Annotated in this window: 21 protein-coding genes; 17 read left to right on the plus strand and 4 right to left on the minus strand. The window is 38.8% G+C overall.

Translation table 11 applies throughout. The features are described from left to right. A complete protein-coding gene (locus HMPREF2634_RS02690) occupies positions 1-381 on the minus strand; it encodes a YdcP family protein (protein WP_006906982.1) in 381 nt (126 codons plus the stop codon). Positions 382-397: 16 nt separating this feature from the next. Then, positions 398-712: a YdcP family protein gene (locus HMPREF2634_RS02695; RefSeq protein ID WP_037593289.1), complete on the minus strand. Its 315-nt coding sequence runs from the start codon at positions 710-712 to the stop codon at positions 398-400. 411 nt (positions 713-1,123) lie between these two features. On the opposite strand from HMPREF2634_RS02695, the gene tig reads away from it, so the two are divergent. The 11 genes from tig (at position 1,124) to HMPREF2634_RS02750 (ending at position 16,038) form a co-directional block, all read left to right on the plus strand. Continuing rightward, complete coding sequence (tig, locus tag HMPREF2634_RS02700) at positions 1,124-2,407, plus strand: trigger factor (protein WP_003026190.1); 1,284 nt, start codon at positions 1,124-1,126, stop codon at positions 2,405-2,407. A gap of 237 nt (positions 2,408-2,644) precedes the next feature. Further along, a complete protein-coding gene (rpoE, locus tag HMPREF2634_RS02705; RefSeq protein WP_003026189.1) occupies positions 2,645-3,232 on the plus strand; it encodes a DNA-directed RNA polymerase subunit delta in 588 nt (195 codons plus the stop codon). Between the two features lie 183 nt (positions 3,233-3,415). Next, entirely contained in the window at positions 3,416-5,026 is a 1,611-nt protein-coding gene (locus HMPREF2634_RS02710; RefSeq protein WP_021002032.1) for a CTP synthase, read from the plus strand. 233 nt (positions 5,027-5,259) lie between these two features. Beyond that, on the plus strand, positions 5,260-5,943 hold the full coding sequence (locus tag HMPREF2634_RS02715; protein ID WP_106079118.1) for a B3/B4 domain-containing protein: 684 nt from the start codon (positions 5,260-5,262) through the stop codon (positions 5,941-5,943). Positions 5,944-6,108: 165 nt separating this feature from the next. Continuing rightward, positions 6,109-8,085, plus strand: coding sequence for a peptide ABC transporter substrate-binding protein (locus HMPREF2634_RS02720; RefSeq protein WP_021002030.1), 1,977 nt, complete (start codon positions 6,109-6,111; stop codon positions 8,083-8,085). Positions 8,086-8,282: 197 nt separating this feature from the next. Further along, positions 8,283-10,262 (plus strand): peptide ABC transporter substrate-binding protein, encoded by a 1,980-nt coding sequence (locus tag HMPREF2634_RS02725; RefSeq protein ID WP_021002029.1) that lies wholly within the window; start codon positions 8,283-8,285, stop codon positions 10,260-10,262. 376 nt (positions 10,263-10,638) lie between these two features. After that, a complete protein-coding gene (locus HMPREF2634_RS02730; protein WP_003026183.1) occupies positions 10,639-12,135 on the plus strand; it encodes an ABC transporter permease in 1,497 nt (498 codons plus the stop codon). Continuing rightward, complete coding sequence (gene oppC, locus HMPREF2634_RS02735; protein ID WP_003026180.1) at positions 12,135-13,061, plus strand: oligopeptide ABC transporter permease OppC; 927 nt, start codon at positions 12,135-12,137, stop codon at positions 13,059-13,061. Before HMPREF2634_RS02730 ends, oppC begins: the two co-directional genes overlap by 1 nt. An 8-nt stretch (positions 13,062-13,069) precedes the next feature. After that, on the plus strand, positions 13,070-14,137 hold the full coding sequence (locus HMPREF2634_RS02740) for an ABC transporter ATP-binding protein (RefSeq protein WP_021002028.1): 1,068 nt from the start codon (positions 13,070-13,072) through the stop codon (positions 14,135-14,137). Between the two features lie 10 nt (positions 14,138-14,147). Continuing rightward, entirely contained in the window at positions 14,148-15,071 is a 924-nt protein-coding gene (locus HMPREF2634_RS02745) for an ATP-binding cassette domain-containing protein (protein WP_003031730.1), read from the plus strand. A gap of 142 nt (positions 15,072-15,213) precedes the next feature. Beyond that, a complete protein-coding gene (locus tag HMPREF2634_RS02750; protein ID WP_070836261.1) occupies positions 15,214-16,038 on the plus strand; it encodes a Cof-type HAD-IIB family hydrolase in 825 nt (274 codons plus the stop codon). Between the two features lie 73 nt (positions 16,039-16,111). Here the strand turns inward: HMPREF2634_RS02750 and HMPREF2634_RS02755 are convergent, their stop codons facing one another. Next, positions 16,112-17,077: a LacI family DNA-binding transcriptional regulator gene (locus HMPREF2634_RS02755; RefSeq protein ID WP_003026172.1), complete on the minus strand. Its 966-nt coding sequence runs from the start codon at positions 17,075-17,077 to the stop codon at positions 16,112-16,114. After that, positions 17,058-18,515: a sucrose-6-phosphate hydrolase gene (locus tag HMPREF2634_RS02760; protein WP_070836263.1), complete on the minus strand. Its 1,458-nt coding sequence runs from the start codon at positions 18,513-18,515 to the stop codon at positions 17,058-17,060. The genes HMPREF2634_RS02755 and HMPREF2634_RS02760 overlap by 20 nt, the downstream gene beginning before the upstream one ends. Positions 18,516-18,706: 191 nt before the next feature. On the opposite strand from HMPREF2634_RS02760, the gene HMPREF2634_RS02765 reads away from it, so the two are divergent. From HMPREF2634_RS02765 to HMPREF2634_RS02790, 6 genes are all read left to right on the plus strand, one after another. Beyond that, positions 18,707-20,605: a sucrose-specific PTS transporter subunit IIBC gene (locus HMPREF2634_RS02765; protein WP_021002025.1), complete on the plus strand. Its 1,899-nt coding sequence runs from the start codon at positions 18,707-18,709 to the stop codon at positions 20,603-20,605. A 279-nt stretch (positions 20,606-20,884) separates the two neighbouring features. Continuing rightward, on the plus strand, positions 20,885-21,784 hold the full coding sequence (gene scrK, locus HMPREF2634_RS02770; RefSeq protein ID WP_070836265.1) for a fructokinase ScrK: 900 nt from the start codon (positions 20,885-20,887) through the stop codon (positions 21,782-21,784). Between the two features lie 66 nt (positions 21,785-21,850). Further along, positions 21,851-22,261, plus strand: a complete 411-nt coding sequence (locus tag HMPREF2634_RS02775) for a peptide deformylase (RefSeq protein ID WP_021002023.1) — start codon at positions 21,851-21,853, stop codon at positions 22,259-22,261. Between the two features lie 157 nt (positions 22,262-22,418). Further along, complete coding sequence (locus HMPREF2634_RS02780; RefSeq protein WP_070836267.1) at positions 22,419-22,877, plus strand: MarR family winged helix-turn-helix transcriptional regulator; 459 nt, start codon at positions 22,419-22,421, stop codon at positions 22,875-22,877. Next, complete coding sequence (locus HMPREF2634_RS02785; RefSeq protein ID WP_021002022.1) at positions 22,870-24,636, plus strand: ABC transporter ATP-binding protein; 1,767 nt, start codon at positions 22,870-22,872, stop codon at positions 24,634-24,636. Before HMPREF2634_RS02780 ends, HMPREF2634_RS02785 begins: the two co-directional genes overlap by 8 nt. Further along, a complete protein-coding gene (locus HMPREF2634_RS02790) occupies positions 24,626-26,386 on the plus strand; it encodes an ABC transporter ATP-binding protein (RefSeq protein ID WP_021002021.1) in 1,761 nt (586 codons plus the stop codon). Before HMPREF2634_RS02785 ends, HMPREF2634_RS02790 begins: the two co-directional genes overlap by 11 nt. The last annotated feature ends 48 nt before the right edge of the window (positions 26,387-26,434 follow it).

Raw genomic sequence — 26,434 nt, forward strand, 5'->3', positions numbered from 1 at the left:
TTACTTTTCAGATATGGGTTCTTTTTTAGGAGCTTCCCTCTTGAAATTTCCTGAATCCTTCGCCGGCACAATATCATCTGCCTTGATATACCAGTCCACCTCTGCTCCCTGAAAGGTTGCGGTCGCTACCGTATCGGCTACCGGATTGATAAGCTCTACATGTGCGTTATAGTCAAATTCTTTCAGCGGAACGCTTGCAGGAATGCTCACCTGAATCATTCGTCCCTGTCCTTTGGATTTGAGGTCATAGGTACGCTCCTTAATTTCTTCCGAAAGCGTGCCATCTTCCTTTTGAATGCGTACCTCACGGCGAAGTGCGGAGAATTTCAACTCTCCAAATGTCGCTTCCTTTTCTAAGACGATACCGTTTGCTAATCTCATTTCTTTTCCTCGCTTTCTATGCCTTTATCATGTCGTCGGCTTCCAGAATGTAATTGGTAAATCCTCGTGTGCCGATTTTATATCCCTCTGCTCTGATACGGGGATGGATGAGTTTTACTTTTTCCTCAAAGGCAAAGTTCTTTTCGCCTGCTTCTGCCGGAAGTATCACGATAATATCGTCTGCTCTCTGCACATCGGAATAGAGGTTGTAGCTTCTTGATAAGACCGTAAGCTGTCCGTTGATTCTTCTTTGTATGACTTTATCCTCACCGGCAAATTCTAAGTTTCCAAAAGTCTTTTCCATGTTGGGAATAACAAATTTTAGTTCCATATTTTTTCGTCCTTTCTGTGATCTATTGATTTTTATGTTTTCAGCGTATCTTTCGTAGGAGAACGACATTTCCTTTCCAAAGTTTTTCTTTCCATCATTATCACGACCTTTCAAATTAAATACAAAAATAGACACCTCATTGTTGAAGTGTCTACCTTTATGAATATTCAATTTGTGCTGGAGGTATCTATTAAATCTTCACCTTTCAAGGAAAATCGTCGTACCAAAGCTCATTCATACGTAGTAAATCAGTAGTAATTTAATTGGTTTTATCCTTGATAAGGTGCAGTGTCTCCAGTGTTTATGCAGATAATTGGGATTTTATGATGTTTTTTGTTAAAAAATTGTGAAATAACGTGTATTTATGGTATAATTGATTGTATTCAATAAATTTTAAGGAGAAATGACAGAATGTCTGTATCATTTGAAAGCAAAGAAACAAATCGCGGAGTTTTGACATTTACAATCAGTCAAGAACAAATCAAGCCAGAATTGGATCGCGTGTTTAACTCAGTTAAGAAAACTCTGAATGTGCCAGGTTTCCGTAAAGGTCATCTTCCTCGTCCGGTGTTTAACCAAAAATTTGGGGAAGAAGCTCTTTACCAAGACACACTGAACGCCCTTCTCCCAGCTGCTTATGAAGCTGCAGTTAAAGAAGCAGAAATTGAAGTTGTTGCCCAACCACAATTTGATGTGGCGTCTATGGAAAAAGGTCAAGATTGGACTATTACCGCTGAAGTGGTTACAAAACCTGAAGTAAAATTAGGTGAATATAAAAATTTAGAAGTGTCTGTTGATGTCTCTAAAGAAGTATCTGACGCAGATGTAGACGCAAGAATTGAACGTGAGCGCAACAATTTAGCAGAGCTTGTATTGAAAGAAGACAAAGCTGCTAATGGCGACACAGTTGTGATTGACTTTGTTGGAACAGTTGACGGCGTTGAATTTGACGGCGGTAAAGGAGATAACTTCTCACTTGAACTTGGAAGCGGTCAATTCATTCCAGGTTTTGAGGATCAATTAGTTGGACATGCTGCTGGTGAAACAGTAGAAGTAAACGTGACATTCCCAGAAGACTATCAAGCAACAGACCTTGCAGGTAAAGATGCTAAATTTGTGACTACGATTCACGAAGTCAAAGAAAAAGAAGTTCCAGAACTAGATGATGAACTAGCGAAAGACATTGATGAAGATGTTGAAACACTTGACGAATTAAAAGAAAAATACCGCAAAGAATTAGCTGAATCAAAAGAAATTGCTTTTGATGACGCAGTCGAATCTGCAGCGCTTGATCTTGCAGTAGAAAATGCAGAAATCGTTGAGTTGCCAGAAGAAATGGTTCACGAAGAAGTTCACCGCTCTGTAAATGAATTCCTTGGAAACATGCAACGTCAAGGTATTTCACCAGATATGTATTTCCAAATTACTGGTACAACGCAAGAAGATCTTCACAAGCAACATGAAGCTGATGCTGAAAAACGTACTAAGACAAACCTTGTGATTGAAGCTGTTGCGAAAGCAGAAGGATTTGAAGCAAGTGATGAAGATATTGAAGCAGAAATTGCTTCTCTTGCCGCTGATTACAATATGGAAGTAGAACGCGTTCGTCAACTTCTTTCAGCAGATATGTTGAAACATGATATTGTGATTAAAAAAGCCGTTGAATTGATTACAAGTACTGCAAAAGTAAAATAATCGAGCGATAACATAAGGCAAGTTCAGTCAGAGAATTGGCTGAATTGCCTTTTTGCTTCTTTTTATATAAAAGCGGAAGTCATTTTGGTAAAAATGGTGATTTTCTTGAATAGAGGATAAAATTCTTTTGACGAAAGAAGATTTTTATCGTACAATAAAAAGTAGCGAAAAATTCAATAAATTAAATATTTGAGAGCCAACAGGGCAGAAGCCCTCAGACTTAAAAGGAGATCGACTTTGGAATTAGAAGTATTTGCTGGACAAGAAAAAAGTGAACTTTCTATGATTGAAGTAGCGCGTGCTATCTTAGAAACGCGTGGTCGTCATCATGAAATGTACTTTAATGATCTTGTCAATGAAATTCAAAATTACCTTGCAAAATCAAATAGTGATATTCGTGAAGCCTTGCCACTTTTTTATACAGAGCTAAATGTAGACGGCAGTTTCATTCCTCTTGGAGATAACAAATGGGGCTTGCGTTCATGGTATGCGATTGACGAGGTGGATGAAGAAATTATCACACTTGAAGAAGACGATGAAGAAACTCCGAAGAAACGAAAGAAAAAACGTGTGAACGCCTTTATGGACGGAGATGAAGATGCTATTGATTACAATGACGATGATCCAGAAGATGAAGACTCATACGAAGCAGACCCTGCCCTTAATTATGGCGAGGACAATCCGGACGACGAGAAGAGTGAAGTTGAAGCGTATGATGCTGAAATCAATGAAATTGCACCTGATGATTTAGGTGAAGAAGTCGAACTCAATGAAGAGGACGAAGATTATTCTGACGATGAAGTAGATGGAGAAGATGAAGAATAGTCAAATTTAATGATGTATTCTTATTTTCTTATTTGACAAAAGTTTTATTCTGCGATATTATAATATCGGGCACTTCTTTTAAGAAGTCGAAGCTCCCTAGCTCTAGGGAGCTATTTTTGTTTTGCTATTCATGAAACACGTCTTAAAAAGCAATGGACGTTGTATTTTAGATAAGGAGTATTTATGGCAACAAAATATATTTTTGTTACAGGTGGTGTAGTTAGTTCGATCGGTAAAGGGATTGTGGCAGCAAGTCTTGGTCGTCTCTTGAAAAACCGTGGTCTTAAGGTAACCATTCAAAAGTTTGACCCATATATCAATATCGACCCAGGAACGATGAGTCCTTACCAACACGGGGAAGTGTTTGTGACGGACGACGGTGCAGAGACAGACTTGGATCTGGGGCACTATGAACGCTTTATTGACATTAACCTAAATAAATATTCAAATGTCACAACGGGTAAGATTTATAGTGAAGTTCTTCGCAAAGAACGTAAAGGTGAGTATCTTGGAGCAACTGTCCAGGTCATTCCACACATTACAGACGCTTTAAAAGAAAAGATTAAACGTGCTGCAACGACAACAGACTCTGATGTGATTATTACAGAAGTGGGAGGGACTGTTGGAGATATCGAAAGCTTGCCATTCTTAGAAGCGCTTCGTCAAATGAAGGCAGATGTCGGAGCAGACAATGTGATGTATATTCACACGACCTTGCTTCCTTATCTGAAAGCAGCTGGGGAAATGAAAACCAAACCAACTCAACACTCTGTAAAAGAATTGCGTGGTCTGGGTATTCAACCGAATATGCTGGTCATTCGCACTGAAAAGCCAGCAGGTCAAAATATTAAAAATAAATTAGCGCAATTTTGTGACGTGGCACCAGAAGCAGTGATTGAGTCGTTAGATGTGGAACATTTGTATCAAATTCCGCTGAATTTGCAAGCACAAAACATGGACCAAATCGTTTGTGATCACTTGAAGTTGGACGTGCCAGAAGCGGATATGACAGATTGGTCTGCTATGGTTGATAAAGTCATGAACTTGAAGAAACAAGTGAAAATTGCGCTTGTTGGGAAATATGTGGAGTTGCCAGATGCGTATATCTCTGTTGTAGAAGCTCTCAAGCACTCTGGTTATGCCAATGATGCAGAAATCAAGCTGAATTGGGTCAATGCGAATGATGTCACAACGGAAAATGTCGCCGAATTGTTGAAAGATGCAGACGGTATTATTGTGCCAGGTGGATTTGGTCATCGCGGAACCGAAGGAAAGATTGCGACCATTCAATATGCGCGTGAAAATGATGTGCCAATGCTTGGAATTTGCCTTGGTATGCAGTTGACTTGTGTTGAGTTTGCTCGCCATGTGTTAGGATTTGAAGATGCTAATTCTTCAGAATTAAATCCTGATACGAAACATCCTGTTATTGATTTGATGCGTGATCAGATTGATGTAGAAGACATGGGAGGAACGCTTCGCTTAGGACTGTATCCATCTAAGTTGAAACGTGGTTCCAAAGCCGCTGCAGCTTATGACAATCAAGAAGTTGTGCAGCGTCGTCACCGCCACCGTTATGAATTTAACAATGAATTCCGTCAACAATTTGAAAACGCAGGATTTGTCTTCTCAGGAGTTTCACCTGATAATCGTCTGGTAGAAATTGTAGAAATTCCAGAAAATAAATTCTTTGTGGCGTGTCAATACCACCCAGAATTATCCAGCCGCCCTAATCGTCCAGAAGGACTTTATACGGCTTTTGTCACAGCTGCGGTTGAAAATAGTGAAAAATAATAGAATGGGACAGGCTTCCATGATTGGTATCACAATCTGGAGCCTATTCCAGTCTTTTTAATATCTTTTATAAATAGAAAGTCTTATCAGTATAACAAATTGGTGCAAGATTTTAAATGAAATCTACAACTAGATTGTCATAAAGAGCAGTGGTTTAGCAATAAAATAAGACTTTTTGCAAAGGATTTAATAGTTAATCAATTCTCTAAATTATTATCCGGAGGTAGATCATGATGAAGTTTATACTTGATGAAAGTCTCGTAGCGCTTGGAATTAAAAATGTGGTAATTGGCATTGCCAAAAATGTAGATCCACATGCGCCTTTATCCGCTTCATTTTTGGAAAAGCAAAAAGAAATGGAAAAGTGGGCCTTGAAATGCAATGTGGATGAAGTGTCTGATGATGCAGTCATTCAAGGCTACAAAGATTTGTTGCAAAGTGTTGGACGTAGTGTCAAGAAGAATCCTCCTACCGTTTTGGCGCTTATTCGGAATATTCGACATCGTGGTTCTATTCCACATATTAACAGTATTATTGATATTTACAATGTCGAATCTTTGCATTCTTTACTAGCTATTGGTGGACATGATTTGGATAAAATAGAGGAGCAGATAGAGTTTACTGTTAGCCAAAATGAAGACGTTTTTCTGCCGATTTTATCTACGGAAAAACACGTTTCACAGACTGATTATGTTTATCGTGATCAAAAAGGAATTTTAGCATGGCTAGATGTTCGTGACGGAGAAAACTATAAATTTGATGACGAGACAAAAAATGCCATTTTTATCATTCAAGGGAATGCTCACACATCTGTTGAAATGCGTTTAGAAGCACTGAAGCGCATTGAGAACGATTTAGCAGAATGTATGCCGAATCTGGATTTTGAAACGTATGTCATTCACCCAGAGAGGAAATAACCTAAAAAGCAATGTATCCATCAATAGGATACGAGAAGTGAGTCCGTTGTTTGAAAGCATTTCGGCTCACAACAACGTTTTTTGTTGAAAGATTTGTTTGAAAATTCTTTACTTTTTGTTAAGTTATAGTATAATTAGAATATATCATACTTTTCGGAGGTAACTATGAAAAAAAGTAAAATCATCGCAGTTGCGGGGCTAGCTCTTTTAACGTCTGGTCTTTTAGCTGCTTGCTCGGGTTCGAAATCGAACTCAGCTGAAACAAAATTTGGTTATGTGTATTCTAGTGATCCAGAAACTTTGGATTATGTAACATCAGGAAAAGCAACCACTAGCGATCTTGTGACAAATGGAGTTGACGGATTGTTAGAAAATGACAAATATGGAAATCTTGTACCATCAATGGCTAAGTCATGGACTGTATCAAAAGATGGTTTAACCTATACTTATAAACTTCGTAAGGGTGCCAAATGGTACACATCAGAAGGGGAAGAATACGCAGAAGTTAAAGCGCAAGACTTTGTAACTGGTTTGAAACATGCTGCCGATAAAAAATCTGAGGCGCTTTATTTGGTTCAAAACTCAATTAAAGGTTTAGATGCTTACGTGAATGGTCAAACAAAAGACTTTTCAACGGTAGGTGTGAAAGCAGTTGATGATTATACTGTTCAGTATACATTGAACAAGCCAGAACCATATTGGAATTCTAAGACAACCTCTGCCATTATGTGGCCAATCAATGCAGAATTTTTGAAATCTAAAGGAAATAAATTTGGCCAATCAACAGACCCTAACTCAATCCTTTATAATGGACCATTCTTGATGAAAGCTATCACAGCAAAATCTGCGGTAGAATATGTTAAAAACAAACATTATTGGGATAAAGATAAAGTAAAAGTTGATAGCATTAAACTTGCTTACTATGATGGTCAAGACCAGGACTCATTGGCTCGTAATTTCAAAGATGGGGCATACTCATACGCACGCCTCTTCCCAACAAGTTCAAACTTTGCAACTTTTGAAAAACAATTCAAGGACAATATCTATACAGCAGAAGCAGGCTCTGGAACGGCTGCTTTAGCCCTTAATATTGACCGTCAATCTTACAACCACACGGCTAAGAAAACAGATGAAGAAAAAAATTCAACGAAAAAGGCATTGTTGAACAAAGACTTCCGTCAAGCTTTGAACTTTGCACTTGACCGCGAATCTTATGCAGCACAAGTAAATGGTAAAGATGGTGCTGCCACAGCAATCCGTAATATGTTTGTACCATCTAATTTTGTTCAAGTTGGTGAAAAATCATTTAGTGATGTTGTAGAAGAAAAATTAGCAAGCTATGGCGATGACTGGAAGGGTGTCAAACTAGCTGATTCACAAAACGGCTTGTACAATCCAACAAAAGCAAAAGAAAAATTTGCAAAAGCAAAAGCAGCTTTGCAAGCTCAAGGTGTACAGTTCCCAATCCACTTAGATGTTCCTACTGTAGAAACTTCTAAGAGCTACGTTGCTCGGATGCAGTCTTTAAAACAATCTGTTGAAAAAGTACTTGGTAAAGAAAATGTTGTCATGGACTTGAACATGATGTCAGAAGATGACTTTAACAACGTCACTTACTATGCTCCAAATGCAGCTGGAGAAGACTGGGATATCTCAGGCGCTGTTGGTTGGAATCCCGACTATCAAGATCCATCTACTTATCTTGACATTTTGAAATCAACAGCTTCTGATAATACGAAGACATGGTTTGGATTTGACTCTGGTAGTGAAAATGCTGGTGCTAAAGCAGTCGGCTTGGACGAATATAATAAATTAGTCGATGAAGCAGGTGCAGAAACAACAGACATTGCAAAACGTTATGAAAAATATGCAGCAGCACAAGCTTGGTTAACAGACAGTTCACTTGTCTTACCAACAATGGCTTCAACAGGTGCCGGAACTTTTGTGTCACGCATTCAACCGTTCTCAGGTGCATTTGCGCAAACAGGTAGTAAAGGTAGCTCAACCTACTTCAAATACATTAAAGTCGGTAACGATACTGTCACTAAGAAAGACTATGAAGCAGCTAAGAAGAAATGGCAAAAAGAAAAAGCCGAGTCTAATAAAAAAGCTCAAGATGAATTAGCTGATCATGTAAAATAATACATTTATAAAAGCAGGTAAAACTCACTTAAAAGTGGGTTTCATCTGCTTTTTTCTATCTATAAAATTGTAAGATTAATATAATCCCTTTGATACTAGGTCTAAAAAAATATGTCATAAAATTTAGAAAATTCTATTTACTTTTTATATTTTGTTTGCTAGAATGTATAAAAATAATGATTTTGGGAGGAATATTCATGAAGAAAAGTAAAATCATTACCCTTGCAGCGCTAGCCTTGCTTGCAACAGGAGCTCTAGCAGCTTGTTCTAGCTCTAAAACAAGCTCGGGGAACAAAACATTCTCATATATTTATGAGCAAGATCCAGATAACCTGAACTATTTGACAACTGGGAAAGCAGCTACTGCAAATCTTACCAGTAATGTCATTGACGGACTCTTGGAAAATGACCGTTACGGAAATCTAGTTCCTTCTGTAGCGAAGGATTGGACAGTCTCCAAGGATGGCTTGACTTATACTTATACACTTCGTAAGGGTGCCAAATGGTACACATCAGAGGGCGAAGAGTATGCAGAAGTTAAGGCACAAGACTTTGTGACAGGCTTAAAATATGCTGCGGATAATAAATCTGATGCTATTTACTTGGTGCAAGATTCTGTTAAAGGCTTGGATGCTTACATGAAGGGTGAAAATAAAGATTTCTCTTCTGTCGGTATCAAAGCAGTTGATGATTACACGGTTCAATACACGCTTAATCGACCAGAAAGCTTTTGGAATTCTAAAACAACAATGGGCGTTCTAGCACCAGTTAATGCAGAATTTTTGAAATCAAAAGGCAATAAATTTGCACAAGCAACAGACCCATCTAGTCTTCTTTATAATGGTCCATACTTGCTGAAATCTATCACAGCGAAATCGTCTGTTGAATTTGCTAAAAATCCAAACTACTGGGATAAGAAGAATGTGCACATTGACAACATCAAGTTGTCCTACTATGATGGTCAAGACCAAGACAAACTTGCTAAAGGATTTAGTGATGGCTCATTTACCAATGCTAAAGTATTTCCAACTAGCCCAAGTTATGCTTCTGTCAGCAAGAAATACAAAAACAACATCGTTTATACTCCACAAGATGCAACGACTTACTTAGTAGCTACAAATATTGATCGTCAATCTTACAATCACACTTCAAAGACAACAGATGCTCAAAAAACTTCTACTAAGAAAGCTTTGCTAAACAAGGATTTCCGTCAAGCGATTACCTTTGCATTTGACCGCACTGCTTATGCATCACAGGTGAATGGTAAAGACGGTGCGACGAAGATACTCCGTAATCTTTTTGTACCGCCAACGTTTGTTCAAACAGATGACAAAAGCTTTGGAGAATTAGTCAAAGAAAAATTAGTTGGTTATAATGAAAGTTGGAAAGATGTCAACTTAAATGATGCGCAAGATGGTCTTTACAATCCAACTAAAGCTAAAGAAAAATTAGCGAAAGCGAAAGCAGCGCTTCAAGCAGACGGCGTTCAATTCCCAATCCACATTGATATGCCAGTTGACCAAACAGCGACTAATAAAGTTCAACGTGTGCAATCATTGAAACAATCTATTGAAAAAAATCTTGGTAAAGAAAATGTTGTGATTGATATTCAACAAATGTCTAAAGACGACGTGAATAATATCACTTACTTTGCTGAATCTGCAGCAGCAGAAGATTGGGACCTTTCTGATAATGTTGGTTGGAGTCCAGACTTCCAAGACCCATCTACTTATCTTGATGTCATCAAACCTTCAAGTGGTGAAAACACTAAGACTTATCTAGGATTTGATGCAGGTACGAATAACGCTGCAGCAGCACAAGTTGGTATGAACGAATATGAAAAGTTGTTGAATGAAGCTGAAAAAGAAACCACTAATACGAATGCACGCTATGAAAAATATGCTGCAGCCCAAGCTTGGTTGACTGATAATGCTTTGGTTATTCCGACAACAACCTTGACTGGTCGTCCAATTCTTTCTCGTACAGTGCCATTTACTAATCCATTTGCTTGGTCAGGAAACAAAGGGAATAGTGAAATCATTCTATATAAATATCTTGAACTCCAAGATGAGCCTGTGACTCAAAATCAATACAAGAAAGCAATGGAAAAATGGAATAAAAAGCGCACAGAATCTAATAAAAAGGCTCAAGAAGAACTTGCAGATCATGTTAAATAATTGAAAAAAATTAGATAAAATTTAACAGAAAAACAAAAAAAGTTCAATTATGATAAAAATATTCTGACAATTGATTTTACAATTAACCAGAATTGTGATATAATTTTAAACAATCAGTTTAAAAATTGAAGGTATTCTAAAATTGAAAATAGGTATTTGTCGTGACGCGTGGCATTTCTCTATCAGTTCCTTCGGTCTTGGCTGACAGGTTATGTTTAATAACTTAACCATAGTTATTAAAGTGGAATATCTGATGTGACTCATGCTGAATCATTAAAATACAAAAAGAATTAGCAGATCATGTAAAATAAACTTCTCATCAGAACTTTCTCTAACAGGAGGGAAAGTTCTTTTGGGATTTTAAAGGAAACGGTAAATGAAGAAATATATTTTTATGCGTATCTTACGCTCTTTAGTATCTATTTTCATGGTAACAACGCTGACTTACACCATTATCTATACCATGGTGCCTAGGAAGTTGATTTTCAAACAGGACCCAAACTATAACAAAATAGCGACAACTCCTGATAAAAAAGCCAATTACGAAAATACGATTTTTGAGCGTATGGGTTACATTGACTACTATGATACGAAGGAATTACAAGAAAAAGCTAGTAAAGAGAATTCCTCTGTAACAGTAGAACCTACTAATGCAAATAAAAAAATCTATGAAGCTTACATCAAAAAGCTGGGACGCGGTTGGAAATTGCAGCAATTTAAAGAAAGCAAGCAATTTTATGCAACTCGTGAAGTTCCAGTCTATGAACGCGTTCTTGGTTTCTATGGTAATTTGATTCAAATTGACCATACAGGTGCTGTGAAAGATGCTTCTAATCCGAATTTGAAGCGTTATATTCGCATTGAAAATGATCCTGCTATTGGTTGGTCTGTTGTTGGTTCTGGAACAAGACATAAATATTTATTATATTTCAATAGTCAGTTTCCATTTATTCACCAAAATTTTGTAAGATTAAATCTAGGAACTTCTTATCCGACCTATGCTAATCTTCCTGTTTTACAGGTTATTTCACAAGGGCAAGGTCAAACGAAGACATCAGAAGTTCAATTTCCAACAGGAAAGAAAACATCATCTGTTAATATTTATACGCGTACATATAAGTCTCCAAAACAAGCCGATGCACGCGATGTTGCTAATTACGGAAAAGATGATCCTTATACGGCGACAGAGAGCAATTATCAATATCCATCTATGATTGTGAGTTCTTCTATTGTTGGGTTGATTGGTTTGGCCTTGTCATACTTAATCGCCGTTCCACTTGGATCTTATATGGCTCGCTTTAAGAATACATTGTTTGATAGTATTTCAACCGGTGCTTTGACTTTCTTAATGTCACTGCCAACTATTGCCTTGGTTTATATCATTCGCTTGATTGGTTCAGCGATTGGCTTGCCTGATTCATTCCCTATTTTGGGAGCAGGTGATTGGCGCTCTTATGTGTTGCCGGCAGTCATTCTTGGACTCTTGAGTGCGCCTTGGACAGCCGTTTGGATTCGCCGTTATATGATTGACTTGCAATCACAAGATTTTGTTCGTTTTGCACGTGCAAAAGGTCTTTCTGAAAAAGAAATTTCTAATAAACATATTTTCAAAAATGCCATGGTGCCACTTGTATCCAGCATTCCAAACTCAGTTATTGGGGTTATTACAGGTGCAACTTTGACTGAAACAGTCTTCGCTTTCCCTGGTATGGGTAAGATGTTGATTGACTCTGTTAAAGCTTCAAACAATTCTATGGTCGTTGGTCTTGTCTTTATCTTTACTTGTCTTTCTATCTTCGCTCTTTTATTGGGTGATATTCTGATGACAGTGCTTGACCCACGTATTAAATTAACATCAAAAGGAGGTAAATAATGGCTACAATTGATAAGACTAAGTTCCAATTTGTCAAACGCGATGATTTTGCCTCTGAAACAATTGATGCTCCAGCCTATTCTTACTGGAAATCAGTTATGCGTCAGTTCCTAAAAAAGAAATCAACAGTTATCATGTTGGGAATTTTGGTCGCTATTATTTTGATGAGTTTCATTTATCCGATTTTCTCAGATTTTGACTTTAACGATGTCAGCAAGGTGAATGATTTCGGTGCGCGTTATATTAAACCAAACGGTCAATATTGGTTTGGTACAGATAGCAACGGGAAATCTCTTTTTGACGGAGTATGGTTTGGAGCTCGTAACTCCATCCTCATTTCTGTCATTGCAACCGTGATTAACTTAGTTATTGGTATTGTGATTGGTGGTATCTGGGGAATTTCAAAAACCGTTGACCGTATCATGATGGAAGTGTACAATATCATTTCTAACATCCCATCTCTCTTGATTGTCATTGTCTTGACTTATTCAATTGGTGCTGGTTTCTGGAACTTGATTTTTGCTATGACCATCACAGGTTGGGTTGGGATTGCTTATACGATTCGTATCCAAATCATGCGTTATCGCGACTTGGAATATAACCTTGCCAGCCGAACTTTGGGTACGCCAACACTGAAAATCATCGTGAAAAACATCATGCCACAATTGGTTTCTGTTATTGTGACCACGGCTTCGCAACTGCTTCCAAGTTTCATTTCTTATGAAGCGTTTCTATCGTTCTTTGGTTTAGGGCTTCCTGTCACAGTACCAAGTTTGGGACGGTTAATTTCAGATTATTCACAAAATGTGACAACAAATGCGTATCTTTTCTGGATTCCATTGACAACCTTGATTTTGGTTTCTCTTTCATTGTTCGTTGTCGGTCAAAACTTAGCGGACGCTAGTGATCCACGTACACATAGATAGGAGTAAATATGACACAAGAAAAAAATGTAATATTGACTGCTCGCGATATTGTCGTGGAATTTGACGTTCGTGATAAAGTCTTAACAGCCATTCGTGGTGTTTCGCTTGACCTTATTGAAGGTGAGGTTCTTGCACTTGTAGGAGAATCTGGTTCTGGTAAGTCTGTTTTGACAAAGACATTTACAGGAATGTTAGAGGAAAATGGTCGAGTTGCTCAAGGAACGATTGATTACCGTGGACAAGATTTGACAAAATTGAAGTCTAATAAAGATTGGGAACCTATACGCGGTGTTAAAATTGCAACAATCTTCCAAGATCCGATGACGAGTTTGGACCCTATTAACACAATTGGTAGCCAAATTACAGAAGTAATTATCAAGCACCAAAAGAAAACGCCAAAAGAAGCAAAAGAAATGGCTGTTGACTATATGAATAAGGTCGGCATTCCTGATGCTGAAAAGCGTTTTAATGAATACCCATTCCAATATTCAGGGGGAATGCGTCAACGGATTGTTATTGCCATTGCACTTGCTTGTCGTCCAGATATTCTAATCTGTGATGAGCCTACGACAGCGCTGGATGTTACCATTCAAGCGCAAATCATTGATTTGTTGAAATCATTGCAACAAGAGTATCAATTCACCACTATTTTTATCACCCACGATCTTGGAGTGGTAGCAAGTATTGCAGATAAGGTTGCGGTTATGTATGCTGGTGAAATCGTTGAATACGGAACAGTAGAAGAAGTCTTTTACGATCCACGTCATCCTTACACTTGGAGTTTGTTATCTAGTCTGCCTCAGTTGGCAGATGATAAGGGTGAGTTGTATTCAATTCCTGGAACGCCGCCATCTCTCTATTCACATTTACAAGGAGATGCATTTGCTCTCCGCTCAGACTATGCGATGGAAATTGATTTTGAGGAAAAACCGCCTCAAATCTATGTGTCAGATACGCATTGGGCAAAAACATGGTTGCTTCATGAAAATGCTCCAAAAGTGAATAAACCTGCTGTTATTGATGATTTGCACGAAAAAATTAGCTTAAAAATGGGCTTTGCCCATTTAGACGCCTAGGAGGAAGGAAATGCCTGAAAAATTAGTAGAAGTTAAAGATTTGGAAATTTCCTTCGGTGAGGGAAGCAAGAAATTTGTTGCTGTTAAAAATGCTAATTTCTTTATCAATAAAGGAGAAACGTTTTCACTTGTAGGAGAATCTGGTTCTGGTAAAACGACAATTGGTCGTGCGATTATTGGTTTAAATGATACGAGTCATGGAGAGATTTTCTTTGAAGGGAAAAAAATCAATGGCAAAAAATCAAAAGAAGAAGAGTCAGAAATCATTCGTAAAATTCAAATGATTTTCCAAGACCCTGCTGCTAGTTTGAATGAACGTGCGACAGTTGATTATATCATTTCGGAAGGCTTGTATAATTTCCATTTATTTAAAGATGAAGAAGAACGCAAGAAAAAAGTGAAAGATATTATTCATGAAGTTGGATTGTTATCAGAGCATTTAACACGTTACCCGCATGAATTTTCTGGTGGTCAACGTCAGCGGATTGGGATTGCCCGTGCGCTTGTTATGGAACCAGATTTTGTCATTGCAGATGAGCCGATTTCAGCGCTTGACGTCTCTGTGCGCGCGCAAGTTTTGAATCTTCTTAAGAAATTCCAAAAAGATCTAGGCTTGACTTATCTTTTCATTGCCCATGATTTATCAGTTGTACGTTTTATCTCAGACCGTATTGCTGTTATTTATAAGGGTGTGATTGTAGAAGTGGCTGAAACAGAAGAACTCTTCAATAATCCAATCCATCCTTATACGCAGTCATTGCTATCTGCTGTCCCAATTCCAGACCCAATATTGGAGCGGAAGAAAGTATTGAAGGTTTATGATGCTGCTCAACATGATTATTCAGTAGATAAGCCAGAAATGGTTGAAATTCGTCCTGGACACTTTGTGTGGGCTAATAAAGCAGAAGTTGAAAAATATAAAAAAGAATTATAACATCATTCTTTGACTTTGAGAGAATTTTAAAAATCACTTTAGAAGTTATCTAGAGTGATTTTTGAATTCATGTTATCTTTTTCTGGACGATTCCATTTTAAACTGTGCTATACTAGTTGTAATAGAAAAGAGGAGTAATGGGATGTATCAATTGATTGCGTTTGATATGGATGGAACACTTTTGACTAGTAAAAAAACAATTGCCAAAAGCAGCGTTGAAGCGATTGGGAGAGCTCAAGATGCTGGTAAACAAGTTGTACTTTCAACAGGACGCTCTTTGTCAGAACTGCTTCCTTATGGAGATGATTTGCGCTGGATTCGCTATGCTATTCTTGCAAGTGGTGCATTGATTTATGATTTGGAGGCTAAATGCGTTTTAGCTAAGCAAACCTTGCCTGCTATAGCAGTGGATAAGGTGAAGGCGATAGCAGAAGTTCAAGATTTGATGCTGGTTTGTATGATTGACGGACAAGGCTATCTTCAAAAATCACATTTTGAGAATATTGCTAACTATTATATGGAAATTTATACTGAACTTTATGATAAAACAGCTATCTTGGTGGATAATATTTACGATTTGTTAGCTAAGGAGAGAGAGCATTTTGACAAAATCAATATTTATCACTTTACGGCAAGGGATCGAGATCAATCGTATGAGGTGTTGTTATCTGAGGATATTGCCATGATAAAATCAGAAGTAAGTGGTCTTGAACTAACAGCGCAAGGAGTTGAAAAGGGGCAGGGTTTAGCTCACCTTGCTCAAAAATTAAATCTTCCTATGGAGCAAATCATTGTTGTTGGGGATGCTGACAATGATGAAAGCATGATTCGCGAAGCAGGTTTTGGTGTCGCTATGGGAAATGCCAATGAGAATATCAAAGGTTTGGCAGATATTATTGTGGCAGATAACGACCACGGTGGCTGTGCGCAGGCTATTGATGATGTGCTTCTGGCAGATAAAATATAAGAACAACGAATAAACACTAAACCCCACTTAAGATTTCTCAATACTTAAGTGGGGGTTTAACTATCTCACAGTATTAAATACTCTTGCCTGAAGAGAGGTGGACGGGAAGAAAGTAGCCGGTTGTCACAACTTCTTCACCAGCAATTTTTCGAAGCAACAAATCTACCAGTAAACAAGCTATATCTTTCAATGGTTGCTGTATAGTGGCTAGTTGGGGATAGTAGCTTTCTACAAAATAAGTTCCGTCGTAACCGATGACTTTTAGATCCTCTGGAATTTTGATTTCCAATTCTTGAGCGACTTTCATGATTAAAATGGCTGTCAGATCATCTGAAGCAAAAATGGCATCAGGTTTTCTATGTTTTAAAATATTTTTGATTTCCATTTCTTTGCGAATAGGAGAGAAGTCACTTGATACATTGATAATTGGTGCATCAGGTAGAATGGAAGCAAAACCTGCATGGCGGAGACCTGTCGGGGAGTTTGAATTATCATTTCCGGTAATCATAATGATATTTTGGGCACCGGATTTGACCAAGGTTTCTGCAGCCAAGACACCACCAGCATAGTTGTCCGAAGATACAACAGGAATGGAAGGGGATAAGTTGCGGTCAAAAGAGATAATGGGAGCTGTTACACGGTCATAATCAGAGATGCCTAAGTTGTGACTGCCTGAGATAATGCCATCCACTTGATTGGCTTCTAGCATCTCCAGATACTCTTTTTCCTTACTTGAATTGTGCTCGCTATTGCAGATGATTGTCTTGTAGCCTCTTTTGAATAACTCATGTTCTAATTTGTCAATGAGTTCGGCATAAAAGATGTGACTGATATTTGGGAAAATCAATCCAATCAGTTTAGCGGATTTTCCTTGTAAGCTACGAGCGAGATTATTGGGCTTGTATCCCAACTCGCGCATGGCCTCATTGACTTTTGTAATCGTTTTTTCTGAGAGGTAGCCTTTTTTGTTAATTACACGGGATACAGTGGTTGGGCTGACTCCAGCAATTTTTGCAACATCAGTTAACTTCGCGACCATAATCTAATTCATAGTAAGTTCCAGTTGGATTTCCCTCGCTGATAAAAATACCGTTTTGGTTTTCATGAGGGAAAACGCGACCTGAAAATACTTTTTCTCCTTTGTTAATAAAAATTTCAAAAACTGACTTATCAATGAAGATAGTAGCAGTTGTAGCTTGGTTTTCAATCGTACAACTACGAACAGTACCAAATTCAAGAGCGTATTGCTCACCGGCTTGACTACGGTCAACTGTTACTTGACCATTTTTGATGTCAAAGCAAATGCGTAACCCCTTATGCTCTTGATCTGCAAAGAGGACGATTTCAGCTTGTGAATCAGCTGTAAATTCTAGTTCTAATTCATAGCAGTTCGTTGTCTGCGCTTGATTAGCAAATGTTTGGCTATTATCTGTGCGCAAGGATGTGATAGCTGGGACAGGGTATTGATAGAGTTTACCGTCTTTTAGGGTTAATTCTTTGACCAAAGAGAATGTTCCTTGGTGGTCGAAACGGTCGGATGGATAGGCACTATCTGGTAATCCTAGCCAGCTGACAGCTAAGGCACGTCCGTCAGGAGCATTGAAAGCTTGAGTGGCGTAGCATTCAAATCCATAATCTAAATTTTGCAGAGGACTAGGTTCAACAATTGTTGCTTTCTTTGTGTCAAACGATTGACCTATTTTATACATATTTGGATAAATATTGTCATAAGGAGTGACTTCTTTTGATAAACCTTGAGGACAGTAGAGCAAAATTGGCTTATCATCAATAAAGACAAGATTTGGACATTCCATCATGTAGGCGGTGTTGTCATTTTCAAAGTCTAAATTACCGACTTCTACCCAGTTTGTATAATCGTGGTCAATCGCTTTATAAAGCTTGATATAGCCTTTTTTGTCAAGTTTTTGTTCCCCAACAATGGCGTAAAATTGTCCGTGGTAGTTAAAAATCTGAGGATCACGAAAATGATCTGTAGTATCCTTAGGTTGTTCAATCAAGACTTTGTTTAGTTTTTGAATATGTCCGTCTTTGTCCAGCAAAGCACCGATTTGGTAAGGGTGACGAACCCAATTCTCATCACGGACATTTCCAGTATAGAATAGGAAAAGTTTGTCATCAAACTGCATGGCCGATCCAGAGTAAGCACCGTGACTGTCTAATGGGGTGTCTGGCAGAATACGAACACCGGTTTCTGTGAAGTGTACGAGGTCATCACTTTCCAGTTGTACCCAAGACTTGAGCCCATGAGTTGCACCAAACGGAAAATTTTGATAGAAGACAATCCATTTTCCGTCAAAATAGGAAAAACCATTTGGGTCATTCAGCAGTCCCGTATCAGGCTCTACGTGGTAGGTAGCACGCCAAGGTGATGTAGCGATTTTATTTTTTATCTGTTGGATTTCGTTTTCAGTCCATTGTTCATAGCGTTTGTAACGTTGTTTAGTAGTCCAAGCCAATCTTTTGTCCTCCTAGATAGTTTTCTTACTTATATAGTAAACGTTTTCTCTTAAAAAATCAACTTTTTAATAGAAAAAAATAAAATTTCTGCAAAACGCTTGACATATTTTGAAATCATGTTAAAATAATAGTCGTAGGAGCGATTAAATCGCTTTCATAAAAGCTAATTATTTTCAATAAGGAGATGCAAATGGAAAATAAGGACATTGCAAAAGCAGTCATTGAGGCCATTGGCGGACGTGACAATGTAAGTAGTGTTGCTCACTGTGCGACCCGTCTGCGTGTCATGGTCAAAGATGAAGCTAAGATTGATAAAGACAGAGTTGAGAATCTTGAAAAGGTTCAGGGAGCTTTCTTTAACTCAGGCCAATACCAAATTATCTTTGGTACTGGTACAGTGAATAAAATCTATGATGAAGTGGTAGCGCTTGGTTTGCCTACATCTTCAACTGGTGAGCAAAAAGCAGAAGCAGCTAAAAAGGGAAATTGGTTCCAACGTGCCGTTCGTACATTTGGTGACGTATTTGTGCCAATCCTGCCAGCAATCGTAGCAACAGGTCTCTTCATGGGGATTCGTGGTGCGATTAATAATGATACGATTCTTGGGTTATTTGGAACAACTTCAAAAGCCTTTGCTGCGTCAGACTTCTATACTTACACAGTTGTGTTGACAGATACAGCATTTGCCTTCTTCCCAGCTTTGATTTCTTGGTCAGCTTTCCGTGTATTCGGTGGGAATCCAGTGATCGGTATTGTACTTGGTTTGATGTTGGTAAATACCGCTCTTCCAAATGCTTGGGATGTAGCTTCTGGTGCTGCAAAGCCAATCATGTTCTTTGGTTTCATTCCAGTAGTTGGTTATCAAAACTCAGTATTGCCAGCCTTCTTCATTGGACTACTTGGTGCGAAACTTGAAAAATGGTTGCATAAGAAAATTCCAGATGTGCTTGATTTGCTTGTTGTGCCATTCTTGACCTTCCTTGTGATGTCAGTTCTTGGACTCTTTGTCATTGGTCCAATCTTCCACTCACTTGAAAATGTCATTCTTGCTGCGACAAAAGCTATTCTTGCCTTACCGTTTGGCTTAGCTGGTCTCATCCTTGGTGGTGTGCATCAGCTTATCGTGGTAACTGGTGTTCACCATATCTTCAACTTACTAGAAGCACAATTGATTGCAAATGAAGGAAAAGATGCCTTTAATGCGATCATCACAGCTGCTATGACTGCCCAAGCGGGTGCAACTCTTGCAGTTGGTGTAAAAACAAAATCTAAAAAACTAAAAGCTCTTGCATTCCCGGCTGCTCTCTCTGCAGGTCTTGGAATTACTGAACCAGCTATTTTCGGGGTGAACTTACGTTATGGTAAACCATTTGTACTTGGTCTTGTTGCCGGTGCTGCTGGTGGTTGGTTAGCTTCTATTCTTGGACTTGCTGGTACTGGATTTGGTATTACTATTATCCCAGGTACGCTTCTCTATCTGAATGGTCAAGTTCTTCAATATATCTTTATGGTACTTGTAACTACTGGTCTTGGATTTGGTTTGACTTACGCATTTGGTTACAAAGATGCTGAAGAAGAAGTGACTGAAGCAAAAGAAGTAGTAGAAGCTAATGAAGCAGCTGCGCCAGTCCTTTCTGATGAAACAATCGTTTCTCCAATCGTTGGTCAAATGTTTGACTTGAAAGATGTCAATGACCCAGTGTTCTCAAGTGGTGCTATGGGACAAGGAATCGCAGTGAAACCTAGTGAAGGTGTTGTGTATGCTCCTGCGGATGCAGAAGTGACAATCGCATTTGCAACTGGTCACGCTTACGGTTTGAAAACGGCAAAAGGTGCTGAAATCTTGATTCACGTAGGTATTGACACAGTTTCTATGAACGGTGACGGATTTGATCAAAAAGTTGCTCAAGGTGATAAGGTGAAAGCTGGCGATGTTCTTGGTACATTTGACGCTGCGAAAATTGCAGCCGCTGGTCTTGATGACACAACTATGGTGATTGTTACCAACACAGCTGATTATGCTTCTGTTACTCCTGTTGCAGAGGGTACAGTAGCGAAAGGCGATGCTGTGATTGAGCTAAAAGCCTAACCGTATAATGTGATAAGAGGCTGAGCAAAAGGGTTCAGCTTCTTCACTTTTGGTTAACAAAACACATTAACACAGCGGTTGATTGTTTTCTTTGCTCGCTTCACGTCTCAAAGTTGTCAATCAACTGTGCGGGGTGGGAAATGAACTCTTTCCAGTTCTTTCCCACTCCCTTTTCTTTGAAAAAGAGAAGAGAAAGTAAGATTTTTACTCAGAAGTCATACGAATATATGCTATAATGAATAAAGAAGAGAAGAAAACAAAATAAAAAGAGGTTTTGAAATGACAAAATTGTATGGAAGCCTAGAAGCTGGTGGTACAAAATTTGTGTGTGCAGTTGGGAATGAAAAATTTGAAGTGGTTGAGAAAACACAATTTCCAACGACCACACCGATTGAAACGTTGGATAAGACGATTGCATTTTTCTCTCGTTTTGAGAATTTAGCCGGTCTTGCAGTTGGTTCTTTTGGACCGATTGATATTGACCCTAATTCAAAAACCTATGGTTTTATCACGACGACACCTAAACCACATTGGGCAAATGTTGATATTGTGGGAGCTTTGCGGCGTGCTTTAAATGTGCCGATTTACTTTACGACAGATGTCAATAGCTCTGCTTATGGTGAAGTGGTGGCGCGAAATAATGCAGGCGGACGAATTGAAAATTTGGTCTATTATACTATTGGAACGGGAATCGGTGCTGGCGCCATTCAACGTGGTGAATTTGTTGGTGGAACGGGTCATCCAGAAATGGGGCATTACTACGTTGCAAAACACCCAATGGATGTAGAAAAAGAATTTAATGGGGTGTGTCCTTTCCATAATGGCTGTTTAGAAGGGCTGGCTGCTGGACCTAGTTTAGAGGCTCGGACAGGCATTCGAGGTGAAAATATTGAACTAAACAGTTCTGTTTGGGATATTCAAGCCTACTACATTGCGCAAGCAGCAATTCAAGCAACGGTGACATTCCGCCCTGATGTAATTGTCTTTGGTGGAGGTGTTATGGCGCAACAGCACATGTTGGATCGTGTTCGTGAAAAGTTCACAGTTTTGTTGAATGGTTATTTGCCTGTTCCAGATGTGCGTGATTACATTGTGACGCCAGCAGTTGCAGGAAATGGGTCAGCAACACTTGGAAACTTTGTCTTAGCTAAAAAAGTCAGCGAAAAAGCCAAAGGATAATTGAGTAATTGAGAGCAAGTGAGTGAATATTGAATAAGCTTGCTCTTTTTTGATATAAGGAAGAAAATGATTAAACCAATTGTAAAAGATATGTTATTTTTGCAACAGAAAGCACAACCAGCAAGTAAAGAGGATGTCGGAATTGGGCAGGATTTGTTTGATACCTTAAGAGCGAACCAAGATAAGTGTGTCGGAATGGCAGCCAATATGATTGGAGTGCAGAAGCAGCTCATTATTTTTATGTATGGTATGGTGCCTGTTATCATGTTCAATCCTATTTTGAAAGGGAAGTCATCTCCTTACCAAGCGGAAGAATCCTGTTTGTCACTTGTGGGGAGTCGCTTGACAACTCGTTATAAGGAAATTACAGTTGAATATTTGGATCAACATTGGCAAAAACAAACGCTGACTTTGAAAGATTTTCCTGCACAAATCTGCCAGCATGAATTGGATCATTTGGAGGGGATTTTGATTTAATGACCTGAAAACTCAGCTTTTATAGTGCTGGGTTTTTGATTGGTCAAGAAAATAGTTCTCATAGGAACTTTTTTCTTGACATTCGTTTGAATTATAGTAAAATAGTTCTCATGGAAACCAATTGGTTCTCTAGAGAACTATTTGAAAGGAAGTCAAAATGGAAAAACCATTATTGGAATTCAAGCGATTTGGGCGAAAAACGCATCTAATGATTCAAAAAATTGCCAAAGAGCGAGGAATTGAATTTATGGCGGGTCCGCAGGGGCAAGTATTGCATTTTGTGAATCACCGCGAAGACTGTGATAAGATGACCTTTATTAAAGATATTGAGCAGGAGTTGGGCATTACTAAGTCCGTTGCCAGTAATTTAATGAAGCGAATGGTGAAGAATGGCTTGATTTATCTGGAAGTAAGTGAGACCGATAAACGCGCTAAGATTATTCGTTTAACGCCGGAATCAAAGGAGCGCATGAATAAAATTCGTGATTTTTTTGATGAAATGGATCGTTGCCTATTGACAGATATTTCAGGAGAAGATTTGGTTACTTTTTTTCAAGTGATGGGGAAATTTTACCAGAATATTGAAAAATTAGAAAAAGGAGAAACGAATGGTTAAATTGTTTAAACGTTTAACTGTCAAAGAAGTAGGGATGATTGTCATCAGTATCTTGTTTACTTGTTTAACAGTTTATTTGGAATTAGAGGTTCCAACTTATATTTCAAAAATTACGGAACTCCTACAGATGAGGGGGACAGTAGTTTCTGATTTGTGGGATCCAGGTTTGAAAATGATTGGGCTGTCTTTTGCGAGCTTTCTTAGTGCTGTGACAGTTGGCTTTATTGCGGCTAGGTTGGCGGCTAGCTTTACAACGAGTTTGCGGTCAGATATTTTCAATCGTGTACTGGATTATTCAGACGCTGAGATTAAGCGATTCTCTATTCCGAGTCTTTTGACGCGGACAACCAACGATCTTACGCAAATTCAGCTCATGATTACCATGGGCTTGCAAGTTGTGACGCGTGGGCCAATCATGGCGATTTGGGCGATTACGAAAATCATTGGGAAATCAGAATACTGGCTCTGGGCAGTTATTGTTGCAGTTATTGTGAATATGATTATGACGACAGTTTTGATGACGTTGGCCTTTCCAAAGCAATCTGTTATTCAACGGTTGACTGATAAGTTAAATAGTATTACGCGTGAAAGTCTAACAGGGATTCGTGTTGTTCGAGCTTACAATGCTGAAGACTATCAAGATGATAAATTTGCAGGGGCAAATGCTGAAGTGACTCGGTTGAATCTCTTTGTTAGTCGGCTCATGGCTATTTTAAATCCAATTATGATGGGGATTTCGAGTGGTTTGACCTTGGCAATATACTGGATTGGTGCTTACTTGATTCAAGATGCAGTTTTACCAGGACGTTTGCCAATCTTTAGCGACATGGTTGTCTTTATGTCTTATGCTATGCAGGTCGTAATGGGCTTCATGCTCATGGCTGCTCTGTTTATCGTTCTTCCTCGTACCTTGGTGTCTGCCGGACGGATCAATGAAGTGCTTGATTTATATTCAACGATTGAGTCTCCAACAGAGCCAAAAATAGCGAAAGATGTCAAAGGGGAAGTGGTATTTGACAATGTTTCTTTCCGCTATACTAAAAACTCTGAGGCTGTCATTGAACATGTTAGCTTTACAGCTAAAGCGGGCGAAACGGTAGCTTTCATCGGATCAACTGGTTCTGGGAAATCAACCCTAATTAGTTTAATTCCTCGTTTCTATGATGTGACAGAAGGAAAAATTTTAGTAGATGGCGTAAACGTCAAAGATTATCAGTTGGAAGATTTGCATAATAAAATTGGCTACATTCCACAAAAAGCTGTTCTTTTCTCTGGTGATATCAAGAGTAATTTAGATTTTGGACAAAGCAATGAAAGTCCATTGGATAATGAAAAAATGTGGTCTGCGTTGGACTTGGCACAAGCGAAATCATTTGTTGAAGAAAAAGAAGGTGGTCTGCACTCAGAGGTCGCACAAAGCGGAACCAATTTCTCTGGTGGTCAAAAGCAGCGGCTGGCGATTGCGCGTGCACTTGCTAGGAAACCTGAAATTCTGATTTTTGACGATTCATTTTCAGCACTGGACTATAAGACAGACCGTATTTTGCGAGAAGAATTGGCGAAAAAAGTGAAGGATACAACTAGATTGATTGTGGCGCAACGGATTTCAACGATTATGGATGCCGATCAGATTTTGGTACTGGATAAAGGAAAAGTAGTCGGTCAGGGTACTCATAAAGAATTGCTGGCAACGAACGCAGTTTATCAAGAAATTGCTTATTCACAATTATCGAAGGAGGAATTGGAAAATGGAAAATAAAAAATCGTCTTTATTTAGCCAAGTGAAACCTTATCTCAAAGGTTTTCAGCTTCCATTGCTCATTGCATTTGTGGGAGCGGCAGTGTCTAGTATTATTACAGTTTATGGACCGGACAAATTAAAAGAAATTACCAACCTTATCACAGAGGGGATGCGAAGTCAGATTGATTTGAAATCAATCTCCAACATTGCTCTTTTCTTAGCGATTTTGTACGCAGCAGGTGCTTTGTTAAATTACGTTCAATCTTTTATCATTTCATCTGTTATTCAGCATTTTTCCAAGCGCTTGCGGACAGCTATTGCTGAAAAAATCAATAAATTGCCTCTATGCTATTTTGACAGCCATTCCCAAGGGGACACTCTTTCACGGGTCACAAATGACGTGGATACTGTCGGACAATCTTTGAACCAAAGTTTAGGAACGGTGATTTCATCAAGTTTGCTTCTCGTTGCGGTTCTCTTTATGATGTTTTACAATAATGTGGTCTTGTCCTTTGTAACGATTGGTTCAGTCTTGATTGGCTTTGCCTTTGTTGCTTTGATTATGGGAAAATCTCAACGATTCTTCCGAGCGCAACAAGAAAATCTTGCCAGCGTCAATGGCTATGTGGAAGAAATGTACTCTGGGCATAATGTCATTGTCAGCTACAATGCCACAGACGAATCCAAAGTAGCCTTTCAAACACTTAATACTAACCTTTACAACAGTATGTGGAAATCACAATTCATTTCAGGGATTATGATGCCGCTTATGATGTTTGTAGGGAACTTCGGTTACGTTATGGTTGTTTTGGTTGGAGCGAGCATGGCCTTGAATGGCGATGTCACTATGGGAACGATTGTTGCCTTTATGGTATATGTACGGATTTTCTCTCAACCGTTGTCACAAATTGCACAAGGGATTACTACTCTTCAACAAGCTAGTGCTGCTATGGGGCGTGTATTTGAGTTTTTAGCAGAGCCGGAAATGGAAAATGATGAGCACAAGTCTCAACAGCTCACAATTTTAAAGGGTGATGTTACCTTTGATAATGTATTCTTTGGCTACAATCCGGATCGAACAATTATTCATGATTTTTCTGCCAATGCAAAAGCAGGGCAAAAAATTGCCATTGTCGGCCCGACCGGTGCTGGGAAGACGACCATTGTCAACTTGCTCATGAAATTTTATGAGATTGATAAGGGTCGCATTACAATTGACGGTGTTGATACAAAGCGAATGAAACGTTCTGAGGTACACGATGCCTTCTCCATGGTTCTTCAAGACACTTGGCTATTTGAGGGAACGATTAAGGAAAATTTGATTTACAATCAGAAAAATATTTCTGACGAAGCAGTTGTGGCAGCTGCCAAAGCTGTTGGGGTTCATCACTTCATCAAAACTTTGCCAAAAGGATATGATACGGTGCTGGACGATACTGTGAGCCTCTCTGTTGGGCAAAAGCAATTGCTGACCATTGCGCGTGCCCTTCTTAAAGATGCTCCATTACTTATCTTGGACGAAGCGACTTCATCTGTTGATACACGGACGGAAGAGCTGATTCAAAAAGCGATGGATAAACTAATGGAAGGACGGACTTCCTTTGTCATTGCTCACCGTTTGTCAACGATTCGTAATGCTGATTTAATTTTGGTTATGCGAGATGGCAATATCATTGAACAAGGCAATCATGAACAATTGATGGAACAAAACGGCTTCTATGCTGATCTTTACAATAGTCAATTCGATGAAGACGCAGAGTATGTGTAAGTTGAATTGCAATAGAAACTCTTTTTAGTCAAAACTCGACTGGAAAGA

This window comes from Streptococcus sp. HMSC034B03 (genome assembly GCF_001838575.1).
GTDB lineage: Bacteria > Bacillota > Bacilli > Lactobacillales > Streptococcaceae > Streptococcus > Streptococcus anginosus.